10 protein-coding genes are annotated in these 16,192 nt (G+C 69.4%); 3 read left to right on the top strand and 7 right to left on the bottom strand.

The annotated features are described in order from the left end of the window. Window positions 1–82: 82 nt before the first annotated feature. From J8N05_RS10480 to J8N05_RS10470, 3 genes are all read right to left on the bottom strand, one after another. Window positions 83–5,020 (bottom strand): NAD-glutamate dehydrogenase, encoded by a 4,938-nt coding sequence (locus tag J8N05_RS10480; RefSeq protein WP_210882149.1) that lies wholly within the window; start codon window positions 5,018–5,020, stop codon window positions 83–85. Window positions 5,021–5,717: 697 nt separating this feature from the next. Next, a complete protein-coding gene (locus J8N05_RS10475; protein ID WP_210882147.1) occupies window positions 5,718–6,383 on the bottom strand; it encodes an HAD family hydrolase in 666 nt (221 codons plus the stop codon). Between the two features lie 95 nt (window positions 6,384–6,478). Then, window positions 6,479–6,994, bottom strand: coding sequence for a DUF6912 family protein (locus tag J8N05_RS10470; protein ID WP_210882145.1), 516 nt, complete (start codon window positions 6,992–6,994; stop codon window positions 6,479–6,481). Between the two features lie 315 nt (window positions 6,995–7,309). Here J8N05_RS10470 and J8N05_RS10465 point away from each other — a divergent pair, with 315 nt between their 5' ends. Further along, window positions 7,310–7,804, top strand: a complete 495-nt coding sequence (locus tag J8N05_RS10465; protein ID WP_210882143.1) for an Rv3235 family protein — start codon at window positions 7,310–7,312, stop codon at window positions 7,802–7,804. 326 nt (window positions 7,805–8,130) lie between these two features. On the opposite strand, the gene secA is transcribed toward J8N05_RS10465, so the two are convergent. Next, window positions 8,131–10,974, bottom strand: a complete 2,844-nt coding sequence (secA, locus tag J8N05_RS10460) for a preprotein translocase subunit SecA (RefSeq protein WP_210882141.1) — start codon at window positions 10,972–10,974, stop codon at window positions 8,131–8,133. Between the two features lie 245 nt (window positions 10,975–11,219). Here secA and J8N05_RS10455 point away from each other — a divergent pair, with 245 nt between their 5' ends. Together J8N05_RS10455 and J8N05_RS10450 are read left to right on the top strand one after the other, a co-directional pair. Further along, complete coding sequence (locus J8N05_RS10455; RefSeq protein WP_210882140.1) at window positions 11,220–11,816, top strand: GNAT family N-acetyltransferase; 597 nt, start codon at window positions 11,220–11,222, stop codon at window positions 11,814–11,816. Window positions 11,817–11,870: 54 nt separating this feature from the next. Beyond that, complete coding sequence (locus J8N05_RS10450; RefSeq protein WP_210882139.1) at window positions 11,871–13,070, top strand: winged helix-turn-helix domain-containing protein; 1,200 nt, start codon at window positions 11,871–11,873, stop codon at window positions 13,068–13,070. A gap of 168 nt (window positions 13,071–13,238) precedes the next feature. Here J8N05_RS10450 and J8N05_RS10445 read toward each other — a convergent pair whose 3' ends face one another. From J8N05_RS10445 to J8N05_RS10435, 3 genes are all read right to left on the bottom strand, one after another. Further along, window positions 13,239–13,985 carry a response regulator gene (locus tag J8N05_RS10445; RefSeq protein ID WP_210882138.1) on the bottom strand — a complete coding sequence of 249 codons (747 nt, stop codon included), beginning with the start codon at window positions 13,983–13,985 and terminating at the stop codon, window positions 13,239–13,241. 233 nt (window positions 13,986–14,218) lie between these two features. Further along, the gene (gene hpf, locus J8N05_RS10440; protein ID WP_407699896.1) at window positions 14,219–14,911 is read right to left on the bottom strand and encodes a ribosome hibernation-promoting factor, HPF/YfiA family; all 693 of its coding nucleotides are present in this window, start codon (window positions 14,909–14,911) and stop codon (window positions 14,219–14,221) included. 315 nt (window positions 14,912–15,226) lie between these two features. Further along, window positions 15,227–16,090: a ComF family protein gene (locus J8N05_RS10435; RefSeq protein WP_210882136.1), complete on the bottom strand. Its 864-nt coding sequence runs from the start codon at window positions 16,088–16,090 to the stop codon at window positions 15,227–15,229. Window positions 16,091–16,192 lie beyond the last annotated feature (102 nt).

The raw sequence follows: 16,192 nt of genomic DNA, 5'->3' as shown, positions 1-16,192 counted from the left end.
ACGGGTAGGGGCGGCGGGGGCGAGAAAAGAAAGGGCACCCCCAACCCACAGGGGTGCCCTTCAACCGGCGTGGACGCAACCGCTACGAATGCGTCCGCAACATCGTCCGCATCGTCCTCATCGCCACAGACAGATTCGCAAGATCGAACGCCTCGGATCCCTGAATCTCCTCCAGAGTCGTCCGCGCCCGAGCAAGAATCGCCGCGTTCCGCTCCTCCCACGCCTTGAACCGCTGTTCAGGCGTGGCAGACCCGTTCCCCGCGGCCAGCACATCCGCCGTCAGCGCCGCGTGCGCCGCGTACAGGTCCTCCCGGATCGACGCCCGCGCCATCGACTGCCACCGATCGGCCCGCGGCAGCTCGATGATCCGGTCCATGAGCTGAGTGATCCGCAGCCGGTCACCGAGGTCGTAGTAGACCTCCGCGACGGCCATCGGATCCTTGCCCATACGGTCACCGACCGCGACGATGTCGAGCGTCGGGAAGGCGGACGAGAACCCGGCCACCCGCTGCGCCAACTCGTCCGGCACCCCGGCCCCGGACAGCTCGTCGTAGATCTGCTGGTACCACTCCAGATCGGCGCCCCGCAGCAGGTTGGGCAGCTCGCCCCAGACCTGCGTGACCCGCTCCTGGAAGAAGCCGATCGTTTCAGCAAGCTGGATCGGCTGCGGCCGGTTGTTGAGCAGCCACCGCGTACCGCGCTCGACGAGCCGGCGCGAGTGCAGCCGGATCCGGGTCTGGACCCCCGCGTCGACCTTGTTGTCGAGCGCCTCGACGCCGTCCCACACGGAGCTGGAGTTGAAGATCGCGCGGGCCGCGGTCTGCGCCCTGACGATCTCCTCCAGGGATGCCCCGGTCTCCTCCCGCAGACGGTGCAGGAAGCTCGTACCACCGGTGTTGACCGTGTCGTTGACCAGCACGGTCGTGACGATCTCGCGCCGCAGCGGGTGGCTGTCGATCTGCTCGGCGAACTGCTTCCCGAGCGCGCTCGGGAAGTACGCGTGCAGCAGGCTCCGCAGGTGGTCGTCGTCGGGCAGCGACGTGTGCAGCAGCTCGTCGGAGACCGTGATCTTCGTGTACGCGAGGAGGACGGCCGTCTCCGGCTGGGTGAGCCCGTGCCCGGCGTTGAGCCGCTCCTTGATCTGCCGCTCGGTGGGCATGAACTCCAGCGCGCGGTCGAGGTGACCGGCCCGCACCAGGTGCCGCAGGTAGCGGTGCTGGGCGTGGAGCATGCTCGGCGACTGGGCGAGCGCGTTGGCGAGCGCCGTGTTCTGCGCGTAGTTGTTGCGCAGGACCAGCGTGCCGACCTCGTCGGTCATCTCGGCGAGCAGCTTGTTGCGCTGCTTGACGGTCATGTCGCCGTCCGCGACCACCGCGTTGAGCAGAATCTTGATGTTCACCTCGTGGTCGGAGGTGTCCACGCCCGCGCTGTTGTCGATGGCGTCGGTGTTGACCTTGCCGCCGGCCTGCGCGAACTCGATGCGCCCGAGCTGGGTGAGGCCGAGGTTGCCGCCCTCGCCGACGACCTTGACCCGCAGGTCGGCGCCGTCCACGCGGATGGCGTCGTTGGCCTTGTCGCCGACGTCCGCGTGCGTCTCGGTGGACGCCTTCACGTACGTACCGATGCCGCCGTTCCACAGCAGGTCCACCGGCGCCGCGAGGATGGCCCGCATCAGGTCGGCGGGGGTCATCTTGCCGACGTTGCCCTCGATGCCGAGCGCTTCCCGGATGTGGCTGTTGAGCTGGATCGCCTTGGCCGTACGGGGGAAGATGCCGCCGCCCTGCGACAGCAGCTCCTTGTCGTAGTCGGCCCACGACGAACGCGGCAGCTCGAAGAGGCGGCGGCGCTCGGCGTACGAGGTCGCGGCGTCCGGGCGCGGGTCGATGACGATGTGCCGGTGGTCGAAGGCGGCGACCAGGCGGATGTGCTCGGAGAGCAGCATGCCGTTGCCGAAGACGTCACCGCTCATGTCGCCCACGCCGACGACCGTGAAGTCCTCGGTCTGGGTGTTGACGCCCAGCTCGCGGAAGTGCCGCTTCACGGACTCCCAGGCGCCGCGGGCGGTGATGCCCATCTTCTTGTGGTCGTAGCCCGCCGAGCCGCCGGAGGCGAAGGCGTCCCCGAGCCAGAAGTTGTACGACTCGGCCACACCGTTGGCGATGTCGGAGAACGTCGCCGTGCCCTTGTCGGCGGCGACCACCAGGTAGGTGTCCTCGCCGTCGTGCCGTACGACGTCGGAGGGCGGTACGACCTCGCCGGCCACCATGTTGTCGGTGATGTCGAGCAGCGCCGAGATGAAGGTCTTGTAGCTGCGGACGCCCTCGGCCATCCAGGCGTCGCGGTCCACCGCCGGGTCGGGCAGCTGCTTGGCGACGAAGCCGCCCTTGGCGCCGACGGGCACGATGACGGTGTTCTTGACCATCTGCGCCTTGACGAGCCCGAGGATCTCGGTGCGGAAGTCCTCCCGCCGGTCGGACCAGCGCAGCCCGCCGCGCGCGACCTTGCCGAACCGCAGGTGCACGCCCTCGACGCGCGGCGAGTACACCCAGATCTCGTACGCCGGCCGCGGCGCGGGCAGGTCCGGGATGGCCTGCGGGTCGAACTTCATGGAGACGTAGTCGTGCGGTACGCCGCCGCCCGCCTCCTGGAAGAAGTTCGTGCGCAGGGTCGCCTTGATGACGGTGAGGAAGGACCGCAGGATCCGGTCCTCGTCGAGGCTGGCCACCTGGTCGAGAGCGGCGTCCAGCTCCTCCAGGAGGGCGTCGGTCAGCTCGGTGCCCGCCCGCTGCCGGTCCGGCGACATCCGGGCCTCGAAGAGCGAGACGAGCAGCCGGGTGGTGTGGACGTTGCTGCGGAGGGTGTCCTCCATGTAGTCCTGGCTGAACGTCGAACCGGCCTGGCGCAGGTACTTGGCGTACGCGCGCAGCACCATCGCCTGCCGCCAGTTCAGCCCGGCGCTCAGGACGAGGGAGTTGAAGCCGTCGTTCTCGGCGCGCCCGGTCCAGGTCGCCGCGAAGGCCTCCTGGAACCGCTCGCGGCCGTCGTCGCCGAGGTGGTCGCCGTTGCCGCCGGGCGACTTGGGCAGCCGCAGACCGAAGTCGTAGATCCACGCGGAGTCGCGGTCCGGGCAGCGCAGCTCGTAGGGCCGCTCGTCGGTGACCTCGACGCCGAGCCGGGTGAGGACCGGCAGGACGGCGGAGAGGGAGACCGACTCGCCGATGCGGTAGATCTTGAAGCGGCGCTCTCCGGGGGCGGCCCCGACCGGCTCGTACAGGCTGAGGTCGAAGTCCTTGCCGTCGCCGAGCTGCTCCAGGCGGACCAGGTCGGCGACCGCGGTGCGCGGGTTGTGGTCGGCCTTGTAGCCCTCGGGGATGATGTTGCCGTACCGGCGCAGCAGTTCGGCCGCGCGCTCCTCGCCGCACTCGGCGTTCAGCGCCTCGGCGAAACCGTCGGCCCAGGAGCGGGCGGCCTCGACGAGCCGCGCCTCGATGCGGTCCTTGTCGGCGTCGCTGAGCTGCGGCAGTTCGGTGCCCTGCGGGACCCGGACCACGAAGTGCAGCCGGGAGAGGATCGATTCGGTGTTCCAGGCGGTGAAGTCGACGCTGGTGCCGCCCAGTTCCTCCTTGAGGATGTCGATGATCCGCAGGCGCACGCCGGTGGTGTAGCGGTCGCGCGGGAGGTAGACGAGCGCGGAGTAGTAGCGCCCGTACTCGTCCTGGCGCAGGTAGAGCCGCAGCCGGCGCCGCTCCTGGAGGTACAGCACGGACGTGACGATCGCCCGCAGTTCGTCGGGCGGGGTCTGGAAGAGCTCGTCGCGCGGGTACGTCTCCAGGATCTGGAGGAGGTCGCGGCCGTCGTGGCTGTTGGGCGAGAAGCCGGCGCCGCGCAGGACCTCGGCGACCTTGCGGCGGATGACGGGCACCCGGCGCACGGACTCGGTGTAGGCGGCGGAGGAGAACAGGCCCAGGAAGCGCCGCTCCCCGATGACGTTGCCGTCGGCGTCGAACTTCTTCACGCCGACGTAGTCGAGGTAGGACGGCCGGTGCACGGTGGCGCGGCTGTTCGCCTTCGTCAGGACGAGGAGCTTGTGCTCACGGGCCTTCGCGCGGGCGTCGGCGGGCAGCCGCTCGAAGGACGGGCTGACGGGGTGGCTCTCGTCCTCGCCGTGCTGCGGGTCGGAACGCAGGACGCCGAGCCCGGTGCCGGGGACGGCGGCCAGCGAGTCGTCGTCGTGCAGCTCGTACTCGCGGTACCCGAGGAAGGTGAAGTGGTCGTCCGCGAGCCAGCGCAGCAGTTCGCGGGCCTCCTCCACCTCCTGGTCGCGCAGGTCGTCGGCGGTGGGCTCCTTCGGCAGCTCCTCGGCGATCCGCAGCGCCGAGTCGCGCATCTTCTCCCAGTCCTCGACGGCCTCACGGGCGTCGGACAGGACCCGCAGCAGATCGGCGGTGATCTGCTTGAGATCGGCGCGGTCGGTCTCGCGGTCGATCTCGACGTGGATCCAGGACTCGATCGAGGCGTCGTGCGGGAGGTCGCCGGCGGGGCGGGTCCCGAGGACCTCGATGAGCTTGCCGGTGAGGTCGCGCCGCACGAAGAACTGCGGGTGGATCACGACATGGATCCCGCGGCCCTGCCGGGACAGCTCGTTGGTCACCGAGTCGACGAGGAAGGGCATGTCGTCGGTGACGACCTCGACGACGGAGTGGCTGCAGGTCCAGCCGTTCTCCTCGACGGTCGGGGTGACGACTCTTACGTTCGCCGTGCCCTGGGGTCGCTTCTCGGCCAGTCGGTAGTGCGAGAAGGCGGCTCCGAAGACATCGACCGGGTCGCGGTCGGCGAGGTCCTCCGGGGCGGTGTGCAGGTAGTAGCGCTGGAGGAACGCGAGCAATGTGTCCTGGTCGGGAGCGCTCGCGTCCGTCTTCCCGGTCGGCAGGTGAGAATTCCCCCCGGCCGGGCTGTTCTCAGCAACCCGGGCGGCTCGTTCGAGCAGCTCGGCCTTGGCTTCGTCCAGCTTGGTCTGCATTGTCCTCTGGCTCCTGTCGCGCGCCGTTGCGTGACGTCGTAGAACGTGAAGTGACGTAGCGCCGCGACGCGGGGTGTCCGGTCTGATCCGACGCTATGCCGCGATGAGAGATGAGCGGGGCGTTATCGGCCATATTTGGCGGCACCGGAGGGTGTGACCCTGATCTCGGTGCCTGTTCGGCGGCTGCCCGCTCGCGGGGACCAGCGACCGCCCGGTCACGGATGTCGTCCGTGCGGTCCGGGCGCAGGGCAGGGGCAACGATGCCCCCGCGACGTATCGCGCTGATCACGACCCAAGGCTATCGCCCCTGCGGGGGGCCTCGTCATGAGCCGTATGTGTACAAAAGAGGGATCACCTTTTTGACACTTTGCACAGTTCGCTTCGTCGACGACTGTGCACGGCCAGGACCGCGGACAACCGCGCCCCTCAAGGGGCGCGGGGAACTGCGCCTTTAGGGGCGCGGGGAACTGCGCGACCAGCCACAGCGAACCCGCACCCGACACACGACGCCCACACCCCCAGCGCCACGGGCACAGGCACCCGCGCCTTCCAGGGACGCGGGGAACTGCGCCTTTAGGGGCGCGGGGAACTGCGCGACCAGCCACAACGAACCCGCACCCGACACACAACCCCCGGCCGAAGGCCGACGACCCGAGCCGCAGGGCTCAAGCGGCTCCAAGGGGCAGGCCCCAGAAACTCACGCCGCCAACCACTCGGCCAGAGTCACCGCCTCCGCAAGCGAATCCACCACCGGCACCCCCACCCCCTCAAGACTGGCCCGACTGTGCGACCCCCCGGTGTACAGCACGGCCTTCGCCCCCACATGCCGCGCAGCGACCGCATCGTCCGCCGCGTCCCCGATCACCACCGTACGAGCGGGCTCCACCCCCGTCAGGGCTCTCAGATGCCGCACCATGTGCTCGGCCTTGCTGCCGCCCGACGGCCCGGTCCGCCCGTCGACCCGCACAAAATGGGGCTCGATACCGAACCCCCGCACCAACGGCACCAGTTCCTCATGCCCGTACATGCTCAGGATCGACTGGCTCCGCCCGCCCGACACCCACTCCGCGAGCAGCCCGGGCACCCCGTCGGTGAGCCCGCACCCCACCCGGTGCTCCGCGTAGTACCGGTGGAAGACCGCGTCCATGACCTCCCACTCGTCGTCCGTCGGCAACCGCCCGATCAGCCGCTCGTAGAACTTCGGCACGGGTACGCAGTACAGCTCCCGGTACCGCTCCAGCGTGATCGACGGTATGCCCAGCTCCGCGAACGCCGCGTTCGTCGCGCCGATGATTGCCTTGTTGTCGTGGAACAGCGTCCCGTTCCAGTCCCAGACGATATGTGTCGCTCCGCGCATCCCCATATCCAAAAAGTACCCGGCACCACCGACAAAGCCCCATGTGCGCTTCGAATGCCCCGCGGAAGCACCTGCCGGACGCCGTACGCCCCCGGAGTGCCTCAGTCGCCGAGCCCCACCAGGTTCGGGATCTCCTGCGTGGCGAACCACAGCAGCTCGTGGTCCGCGGCCCCGTCCACGACGAACTGCGCGTCGTCGTCGCCCCGGTCCGCCGCGCCCAGCGCGTCCGCGGCCGCCGTCACCTCGGCTTCCGCCTCGTCCGAGTCGACGTGCACGGCCGCGGCTTCGGCCAGCGCCACGGCCGCGCCGACCCGCAGCTCGCCGAGGGACGCGGGGTCGGGGCCCAGACCGGGCTCGGCGACCGCGGCCCCGTCCGGTACGTCGACGGCGACGACCACCCGCCGGCGCGGGGTACCGGGGTCGAGCGCGACCAGCCGCAGGGAGGCGAGCGCGGCCCGGTTCAGCGCCGCGTACTCCAGTTCCTCGATGTCGTCGGAGAGGTACCACTCACGCAGCGCGGGCGTGACGGCGTACGCGACGAAGGGGCCCGAGCCGAGCTCACCCGTCTTGTACGCCTCGGCGAGACCGGAGAGGGTCAGGGGGACGTACACACGCATGGCTGACCGCTTTCGTAGACGTGGTTCCGTGGGCGGGTCCCGCACCTGCCGGAAGGTCTTCAGGATACGTGCGGGTGTCCCCTTTCGAGTCCGTACCCACCCCCGCCCGGGCGTCCACCCCCGTCCCGCCCGTCACCCGGTGGGCCCCGGGCCTCCCAAGCCCGCCGCCCCCTCCCGTCCCCCTGATAGGTGAACATTCCGCCGGTCCCGGCGCCCGCCCGGTCCGCTTGCGGTCGCTCGCCCCGGCCCCGTACAAGATCCCCAACGGAAAGTTACCGACCGGTATCAGCCGGTCCGACCGAATGGGGCTCCGCCGTGAACAAGGTGATGACCAGGACGAGGCGCACCCAGGGCACCCGACCCCCCGTACGCCACGACACGCGCCGCCCGGGCGGCACCACGCCGCGTACGACGCCGCGGGGCACCCCGGGCGCCCCGCGGGCCAGGACGGGCTTCTCCACGCCCCCGCAGCCCCGCCCCACCGACGTCTTCGCCGACCGGCTCGTCGAGGTGCTCAGCGGACACCGCCCGGTCCACTCCATGCTCCGGCACACCGCGGGCCGCGCCTACGACGAACTGGCCTGGCTCGCCGAACACAGCCCGCTCCGCACCCGCGGCACCCGCCCGTTCGTCCGGGACATCGGCTATTACGTGGCCCGCCCGGGCGCGATCGAGGCCTTCGCCCGCATCGGCGCCGGCGACCAGCTCCGCGCCATGGCCTTCCGCCTGGAACAGGGCCCGGACCTCCGCTGGCGCTGCACAGCGGTAGAACTCGGCGGCACCCGCAGGCCCCCACCCCAGGACGCCTGAGGCTCAAGAGGCCCCTTTCAGGGGCGCGGGGAACTGCGCACCCAACCCCCACCGACCGCACCCTCCAAACACCACGCCCACCCCCACCCCCCAGGGGCGCGGGGAACTGCGCGACCAGCCCCCACCGACCCGCACCCACCAACACCCGTCCGCCCCGCCCCCCCCATTCCAGGGCCGAAGGCCAGGACCGGGGAGGGGCGGAGCCCCAACCCAACGCAAAGGGCCGGGCACCAAACCGGCACCCGACCCTTCACCCACCCGCTCAAAGAGAGCGCGCCCCGCACAAGCCCCGCAAACCCCCGCGGAGCACCCCGCGGAGCACCCCGCTACTTCTTGCGCCGACGCCCACTCTTCTGCTGCTTGCGCCGCTCGGCCCGAGTGAGCCCGTCCGACTCCGACCGCACCGGCTCGTCGTCCGTGGCGAAGTCGCCCTCGACGACACCACCCTCACCGTCGACCGTGGGCGCGGAGAAGTGCAGCCGGTCCGGCCGCTGCGGAGCGTCGAGCCCCTTGGCCCGGATCTCCGGACGCGCACCCCCACCGGCGGGAACCGCGTCCTTCTTGTCCAGCGACGGCTTCGCGTCCTCGACCGGAACCTCCTCGACCTGCTGCTCGACCTGGACCTCCAGGTTGAACAGGTAGCCGACGGACTCCTCCTTGATGCCGTCCATCATGGCGGTGAACATGTCGAAGCCCTCGCGCTGGTACTCGACCAGCGGGTCCTTCTGGGCCATCGCGCGCAGGCCGATGCCCTCCTGGAGGTAGTCCATCTCGTAGAGGTGCTCACGCCACTTGCGGTCCAGGACCGAGAGCACGACCCGCCGCTCCAGCTCACGCATGATCTCGGAGCCGAGCTGCTCCTCGCGCGCCGAGTACTGCTCGTAGATGTCGTCCTTGATGGACTCCGAGATGAACTCGGCGGTCAGTCCGGCCCGGTCGCCGGCCGCCTCCTCCAGCTCCTCGACGGTGACCTTCACCGGGTAGAGCTGCTTGAACGCGCCCCACAGCCGGTCGACGTCCCACTCTTCGGCGAAGCCCTCCGCGGTCTCCGCGTCGATGTACGCGTCGATCGTGTCGTTCATGAAGTGCTGGATCTGCTCCTGCAGGTCCTCGCCCTCCAGGACGCGGCGGCGCTCGCCGTAGATGACCTCGCGCTGCCGGTTGAGGACCTCGTCGTACTTGAGGACGTTCTTACGGGTCTCGAAGTTCTGCGTCTCGACCTGCGACTGGGCGGAGGCGATGGCACGGGTGACCATCTTGTTCTCGATCGGCACGTCGTCCGGCACGTTCGCCATCGACATGACGCGCTCGACCATCTGCGCCTTGAAGAGCCGCATCAGGTCGTCGCCCAGGGACAGGTAGAAGCGGGACTCGCCCGGGTCGCCCTGACGGCCGGAACGACCGCGCAGCTGGTTGTCGATACGGCGCGACTCGTGCCGCTCGGTGCCCAGCACGTAGAGCCCGCCGAGGTCCTTGACCTCTTCGAACTCGGTCTGGACGGCCTTCTCGGCACGCTCCAGGGCGGCCGGCAGCGCCGCGGCCCACTCCTCGATGTGCTCCTCGGGGTCGAGGCCGCGCTGGCGCAGCTCGGCCTCGGCGAGGTCGTCGGGGTTGCCGCCGAGCTTGATGTCCGTACCGCGGCCGGCCATGTTCGTGGCGACGGTGACGGCGCCCCTGCGGCCGGCCTGGGCGATGATCGGGGCCTCACGGTCGTGCTGCTTCGCGTTCAGCACCTCGTGCTGGATGCCGCGCTTGCTGAGCTGCTGCGAGAGGTACTCGGACTTCTCGACCGAGGTGGTGCCGACGAGGATCGGCTGGCCCTTCTCGTGCTTCTCGGCGATGTCGTCGACCACCGCGTCGAACTTCGCGACCTCGGTGCGGTAGATCAGGTCCGACTGGTCCTTGCGGACCATGGGCCGGTTGGTCGGGATCGGGACGACGCCGAGCTTGTAGATCTGGTGGAACTCGGCCGCCTCGGTCATCGCCGTACCGGTCATGCCGGAGAGGCCGGGAACGTCCTTGCCGTCGTGGTCGTGGCGCTTGTAGAGACGGAAGAAGTTCTGCAGGGTGATCGTGGCGAGGGTCTGGTTCTCGTCCTTGATGTCCACCCCTTCCTTCGCCTCGATCGCCTGGTGCATGCCCTCGTTGTAGCGGCGGCCGGCGAGGATACGGCCGGTGTGCTCGTCGACGATCATGACTTCGCCGTCGATGACGACGTAGTCCTTGTCCTTCTTGAAGAGCTCCTTGGCCTTGATGGCGTTGTTCAGGTAGCCCACCAGCGGCGTGTTCACCGACTCGTAGAGGTTGTCGATGCCCAGCCAGTCCTCGACCTTGGCGACACCGGACTCGTGGATGGCGACGGTGCGCTTCTTCTCGTCGACCTCGTAGTCGCCGGTCTCCTCGATGCCCTTGAGGGTGTTGCCCGCCTCGCCCTTCTTCAGGCGCGTGACGAGCTTCGCGAAGTCGCCGTACCACTTGGTGGCCTGGTCGGCGGGGCCGGAGATGATCAGCGGCGTACGGGCCTCGTCGACCAGGATCGAGTCGACCTCGTCGACGATCGCGAAGTTGTGGCCGCGCTGAACCAGTTCGTCCTGCGACCACGCCATGTTGTCGCGCAGGTAGTCGAAGCCGAACTCGTTGTTCGTGCCGTACGTGATGTCGCAGGCGTACTGCTCGCGGCGCTGGGCCGGCGTCATGTTGGCCAGGATGCAGCCGACGGTCAGACCCAGGAACTTGTGGACGCGGCCCATCATCTCGGAGTCGCGCTCGGCCAGGTAGTCGTTGACCGTGATGAGGTGGACGCCTTCTCCGGAGAGGGCGTTCAGATACGCGGGCAGCGTGCCGACCAGGGTCTTGCCCTCACCGGTCTTCATCTCGGCGACGTAGCCGAGGTGAAGCGCGGCGCCGCCCATGATCTGCACGTCGTAGTGCCGCTGACCGAGGGCTCGCTTGGCGGCCTCGCGGACGGTCGCGAACGCCTCCGGCAGCAGGTCGTCGAGGCTCTCGCCGTCCGCGTACCGCTGCTTGTACTCATCGGTCAGGGCGCGCAGCTCGGCGTCGGAGAGGTCGACGAAGTCCTCTTCGATGGACTTGACCTGGTCCGCGATGCGGTGCAGCTTGCGCAGGATCTTTCCTTCGCCTGCACGCATGATCTTCGAGAGGACGGACACGAGGGTTTGTCTCCTTGCCGGTCGGGCCTGGGACTGTCGGTTTCAATGGCAGATTCAAATCACAGCTTGAGCAACGGCCATCGTAAGCGAGGACCCCACCGCGCCGGGAGGTCTGCATGTGACAGCCACAGAGACAACGGGCGGAGGATGCGGAAGGTGCCGCGTCGGCGCCACGAAACGTAACGGCGGCCTCACACAGTGCGAAAGTGATGGCTTCCTCACCGAAGCCCGAGCAGAATCGGCCGATGGACCCCGTCACCCTGACTTCCGAACGACTCCTGCTGCGCACGGTGGGAGCACACGACACCGACGCCGTGTTCGACGCCGTCCAGGATCCCGACATCCAGCGCTGGACCACGATCCCGTCGCCGTATCTGCGCGAACATGCCACGGCCTTCACCGAGCAGATGGTGCCCGACGGGTGGGCGGACTGCTCGATGTTCACCTTCGGTGTCTTCCTGCCGGTCGGCGGTGAACTCGCCGGCATGCTCGCCGTCACGATGCGCGGCCTGGGCGTCGGCGAGATCGGTTTCTGGGCGACGAAGCAGCACCGGGGCAACGGCTACATCACCGAGGCCGCGCTCACCGCCTGCCGCTGGGCCTTCACCCAGCGGGCCATGGACCGCGTCGAGTGGCGGGCCGAAGTGGGCAACACGGGCTCCCTGGCGGTCGCCGAACGGGCCGGTTTCGTCCTGGAGGGCACCCTTCGCGCGGGCGTCAACAACAAGGGCGTACGCCGCGACTGCTGGGTCGGTTCCCTGCTCCCCTCGGACCTCGGCCTGCCGTCCACGGCCCCGTACCTGCCCACCTCCCGGCAGTCGTCGGCTCCCCGCCCGACCTGACGTGATCGGCCGGGCCGGGAGCGATTGTCAGTGGCACCGCCTATCGTGCGGACCATGACGAGTCTGCCGCGCCCGACCGCCGAACTCTCCGCCGACGAGGCCCGTCGGATCGCCCTGCGCGCGCAGGGGTTCCTCGGAGCCCCCGACCGCAGGGGCGGCGTGCGGGGCGTGCTGCGGCATCTGGGCGCGGTCCAGCTCGACACCATCTCCGTCCTGGCCCGTTCCCACGAACTCATCCCGTACGCGCGCCTGGGCGCCGTCGGCCGCAGGACGGTCGACGAGGCGTACTGGACCCCGGCACCGGTCGGCACGGCCCCGCCCCGGCCCCACGCGTTCGAGTATTGGTCGCACGCGGCCTGCGTCCTACCCGTCGAGGAGTGGCCGCACTTCGCCTTCCGCCGCCGCGCCTACCGCGCCCGCCCGCACTGGAACCACGCGCTGCCGGACGGCACGTACGAGCAGGTCATCAAGCAGCTGAGGGCCGAAGGTCCGCTCACGGCCACCGACTTGGGCGGCGCGAAGAGGACCAGCGAGTGGTGGGACTGGTCGGGCACCAAGGTCGCCGTCGAGCGCGCGCTGATGTACGGCGAGGTGGTGTGCACGGAGCGCCGCGGCTGGAAGCGGGTGTACGACCTCGCCGAGCGGGCCATCCCGGAGCCGCTGCTGCACGACGATCTGGACGACACGGAGTGCCTGCGCCGTCTGGTGCGGCTCGCGGGCCGCTCCCTGGGCGTGGGCACCCTCGCGGACATCGCCGACTACCACCGCCTCAAGCGCGAGCAGGTCGACGCGGTGATCGCGGAGTCGGGCCTGGTCCCGGTCACGGTGTGGGGCTGGTCGAAGGCGGCCTGGGCGGATCCCGCGGCCCTGGAGACGACCCCGCGCGGCCGCCACCGCACGACGCTCCTGTCGCCGTTCGACTCACTGGTCTGGGACCGGGCGCGCACGGAGCGGATCTTCGATTTCACCCACCGCCTGGAGGCCTACGTCCCCAAGCCCAAGCGTGTGTACGGCTACTTCGCGATGCCGGTACTAGCCGGCGGCCGGCTGGTGGGTCGCGTGGACCCGGCCCGCGAGGGCGCCACCCTGGTCGCCAAACAGGTCACCCTGGACAGCCCCAAGTCGATCCCGTCAGTGGCCCAGGCCCTCCTGGAAGCAGCCACCTGGGTGGACTGCACGAACGTAAGAGTGGAACGCGCGAACACCCCGGAAATCCGAGAAGCCCTGACAACAGAGCTGGCCCGAACGCTCTAGGGACGCGGGGAACGGCGCAATCTTTGAGGGGCGCGCGGAACGGCGCGACCAGCCCCGCAGGGGGCTTTTAGGGGCGCGGGGAACTGCGCGACCAGCCCCCACCGGACCCGCACCCCGCAACGAGCCGTCAGCACCGTGACCGAGCCGGCCAGCCACCAGCCACCAGCGCTAACGAATCTCCAGAATCTTCTCCCGCATCGCGTACACAACCGCTTCCATCCGCGAGTGCAACTGCAACTTCTCCAAGATGTTCCGCACATGGTTCTTCACGGTGTTCTCGGAGATGAACAACTCCTTGGCGATATCCCGGTTGTTCATCCCGGTAGCCACCAGCTTCAAAACCTCCAGCTCACGATCGGTGAGCCGAGGCGCCGGCACAAGCCGCCGCTCATCCGTGCGCTGGATCATCGACTTGAACTCGGTCAGCAGCTTCGACGCCATCGAAGGACTGATCTGCGACTGCCCGTCGGCCACCGCGCGAATCGCCGTGGCCACTTCGTCCGTGGAGATCTCCTTCAGGAGATACCCCGTGGCCCCCGCCTTGATCGCGTCATAGAGGTCGGCCTCCTCATCGCTGATCGTCAGCATGATGATCTTCGCGCTGGGAGCGACCTCCTTGATGGAGGTGCACGCCTCGATCCCACCGCGCTTGGGCATCCGTACATCCATAAGCACGATGTCGGGCAGCAGATCGGCGGCCTTGTCGACCGCCTCCGCACCGTCCCCCGCCTCCCCGACGACCTGGATGTCCTCCTCGGCGGCGAGCACGATCTCCAGACCGCGGCGGAAGAGGGCGTGGTCGTCCACGACAAGCACCCGGATGGGCTCCTTGCCCGGGGAGCCCCCGTCCGGGCCCATGCCGACGACGCCGTCGTCGGCATCCTCGTCACGCATCGGTCCGAAGCTGTCCGCCATGGTTCCTCCCCCTGAAGGCCGTGGCCTGTGTTCCTGTGCCATCACCAACCCCACGCAACGACACACCGGTTGAGGCCGGTACGGCCATGATTTCATGCCCGGACGACAACGGGATGACAGAGCGGGGCACTGAGGGGTCGCACACCGGTGCCCCTGGGGGCGCACAAGCACTCCAGGGGCACCGGCTGAAGCCGTCCCCCCGGCCGAGGGCCGGGGGAGCTCACCGGTCGGGGTCAGCCGCCCAGCGCCCCACCGGGCGGGGCCTGCTGCGCCTCGGCGACCATCGGGTCGGTGTTGAGGTGGATGACGCCGTAGTCGTACGCGTGCCGCCGGTAGACGACACTCGGTTCCTTGGTCTCGGAGTCGACGAACAAGTAGAAGTCGTGCCCGACCAGTTCCATCTCGTAGAGCGCCTGGTCGAGCGTCATCGGGGATGCGACGTGGGTCTTCTCGCGGACGACGAGGGGGCCGTCACCCTTCACCTCAAGCGAGCCGATCTTCTTGGTCGGCACGGCGTCGGGCTCTTCGTCGTGGACGACGCTGCCGTTCCCGTCGAGCGTCGCCGCGTCCGGGACGTGATCGGCGACCTCGGAGGCCGAGATCCTGCGGGCGCCACGGCGTGTGTACCGCTTGTCGTGCTGCTTGCGCAGCCGTGCTTCCAGCTTGTCCGCCGCCAGGTCCAGCGCCGCGTACGGATCGCTCGCCGCCGCCTCCGCCCGGATCACCGGACCGCGGGAGTGAAGCGTGATCTCCACTCGGTCGGAGCGGTCGGCCTGACGGGGGTTCGGCTCCTTGGACACCTCGACGTCTAGGCTGATCACCTTGCCATCGAGCTTCTGGATCTTCTCCAGCTTCAGCTTCTCGGCCACGTGCTTGCGGAACCGCTCGGGCACCTCGGTCTTGCGGCCCTTGACGACGATGTCCACGCAGAACTCCGTTCCCGGATCGCTCCGCTTCGACGGCGGAGCATCTCCCTTTTGCACCAGGCTCCAGCGCGTCCCGGAGCCTCGGACTTGGTGACGTCCACCTCCTCCTCCCCCGCGGGCAAGATCCCCACCCCACTGTCCCGGGTGAATGGGGAAAACCCACGGCGCGGCATTCCGATATGCAAGGGACGGCGTCCGCCATTCCCTCACAACCGAACATATCTCGCCTGGACGGATGTCGTCACCCTCTACTGCGGCGTACCTCCATTCAGGTGAATGGAACCTCTCACTACCTGCAACGACGCAACTTCTCTGTCAGTTCCGGTTTATTTCGAAAGAAGCTGGAGATGCCGCGACCACTGCCGCGCCAACCCCGTCATCCGCGCTGTGCGCGCCTCTCTTTTCCCTGACCGCTTCTGCGCGGCCTACACCTGCCATCTGGGCCCGTCTCGCCCCTTCTCCCGTCGTTCCAGGTGTTACCCGTCCGTAGAATCCGCCTTTTCCCGGAAGAACGGCTCTCAGCGCCCGCGCCGCCTCGGCCAAGGACGCGCCGGTCGTCATCAGGTCGTCGACGAGAACGACCCGCCCGGCGCCGGCCAGCAGCCGTGCGCCACCCGGGGCCACCTCCAGGGCACCGGCGAGATTGTCCAGCCGCTGCCGTGAGTTGAGCCCCGACTGGTCGGCCACGGCACGCCGCTGGCGCAGCACCGCCGCGACCCGCGCCGGCGTCCCGGACCGCCGCAGTCCGGCCGCCGCGGCGAGCGCGATCCGCCGCGCCGGGTCGTGCCCGCGCGCCCGCACCGCCCACCGCGCCGACGGCACGGGTACGAGCAGCACCGGCGCCCCGGAACCCGCCGCTTCGGCCTCCTGTCCATCCCGTCCACCGGGCCCGAGTCCGGCCCGTACGGCCCCCGCCAGCGCCGCTCCCAGCGGCCCGGCGAGCATCAACGCCCCCCGTTCCTTGTGGGCGAGGAGCGCCGCCCGCACCCGGTCCTCGTACGGCGCCGCGGCATGCACCACCGGCAGCCCCGGCGGCTCCGGGTCCGGTCGTACACGGCTCGGCGCATCCCCCGTCAGAGCGGCACGGCACTTCGGGCAGAGCACCGTGCGAGGCCGTCCACAGCCTCCGCACTCGGCCGGAAGCACCAGGTCGGTGAGGTCCTGCCACCACCCCCGCATGCCCACCACTCTGCCAAATCCCGAAGCACCCGGGCCAGCCCTGTGGACAACTACCTGTGGACAACTCCTCGCACACGTAGGCACGTTGTCCCCCACACGAGG

This window comes from Streptomyces liliiviolaceus, assembly GCF_018070025.1.
GTDB lineage: Bacteria > Actinomycetota > Actinomycetes > Streptomycetales > Streptomycetaceae > Streptomyces > Streptomyces liliiviolaceus.
Note: the sequence above shows the minus strand (reverse complement) of the source record. Positions and strands in the feature narration are given on the sequence as shown.

Bases quoted from the DNA above. Each gene is read 5' to 3' on its own strand.
- J8N05_RS10480 (WP_210882149.1), bottom strand. From the start codon at position 5,020: ATGCAGACCAAGCTGGACGAAGCCAAGGCCGAGCTGCTCGAACGAGCC.
- J8N05_RS10475 (WP_210882147.1), bottom strand. From the start codon at position 6,383: ATGGGGATGCGCGGAGCGACACATATCGTCTGGGACTGGAACGGGACG.
- J8N05_RS10470 (WP_210882145.1), bottom strand. From the start codon at position 6,994: ATGCGTGTGTACGTCCCCCTGACCCTCTCCGGTCTCGCCGAGGCGTAC.
- J8N05_RS10455 (WP_210882140.1), top strand. From the start codon at position 11,220: ATGGACCCCGTCACCCTGACTTCCGAACGACTCCTGCTGCGCACGGTG.
- J8N05_RS10450 (WP_210882139.1), top strand. From the start codon at position 11,871: ATGACGAGTCTGCCGCGCCCGACCGCCGAACTCTCCGCCGACGAGGCC.
- J8N05_RS10445 (WP_210882138.1), bottom strand. From the start codon at position 13,985: ATGGCGGACAGCTTCGGACCGATGCGTGACGAGGATGCCGACGACGGC.
- J8N05_RS10435 (WP_210882136.1), bottom strand. From the start codon at position 16,090: ATGCGGGGGTGGTGGCAGGACCTCACCGACCTGGTGCTTCCGGCCGAG.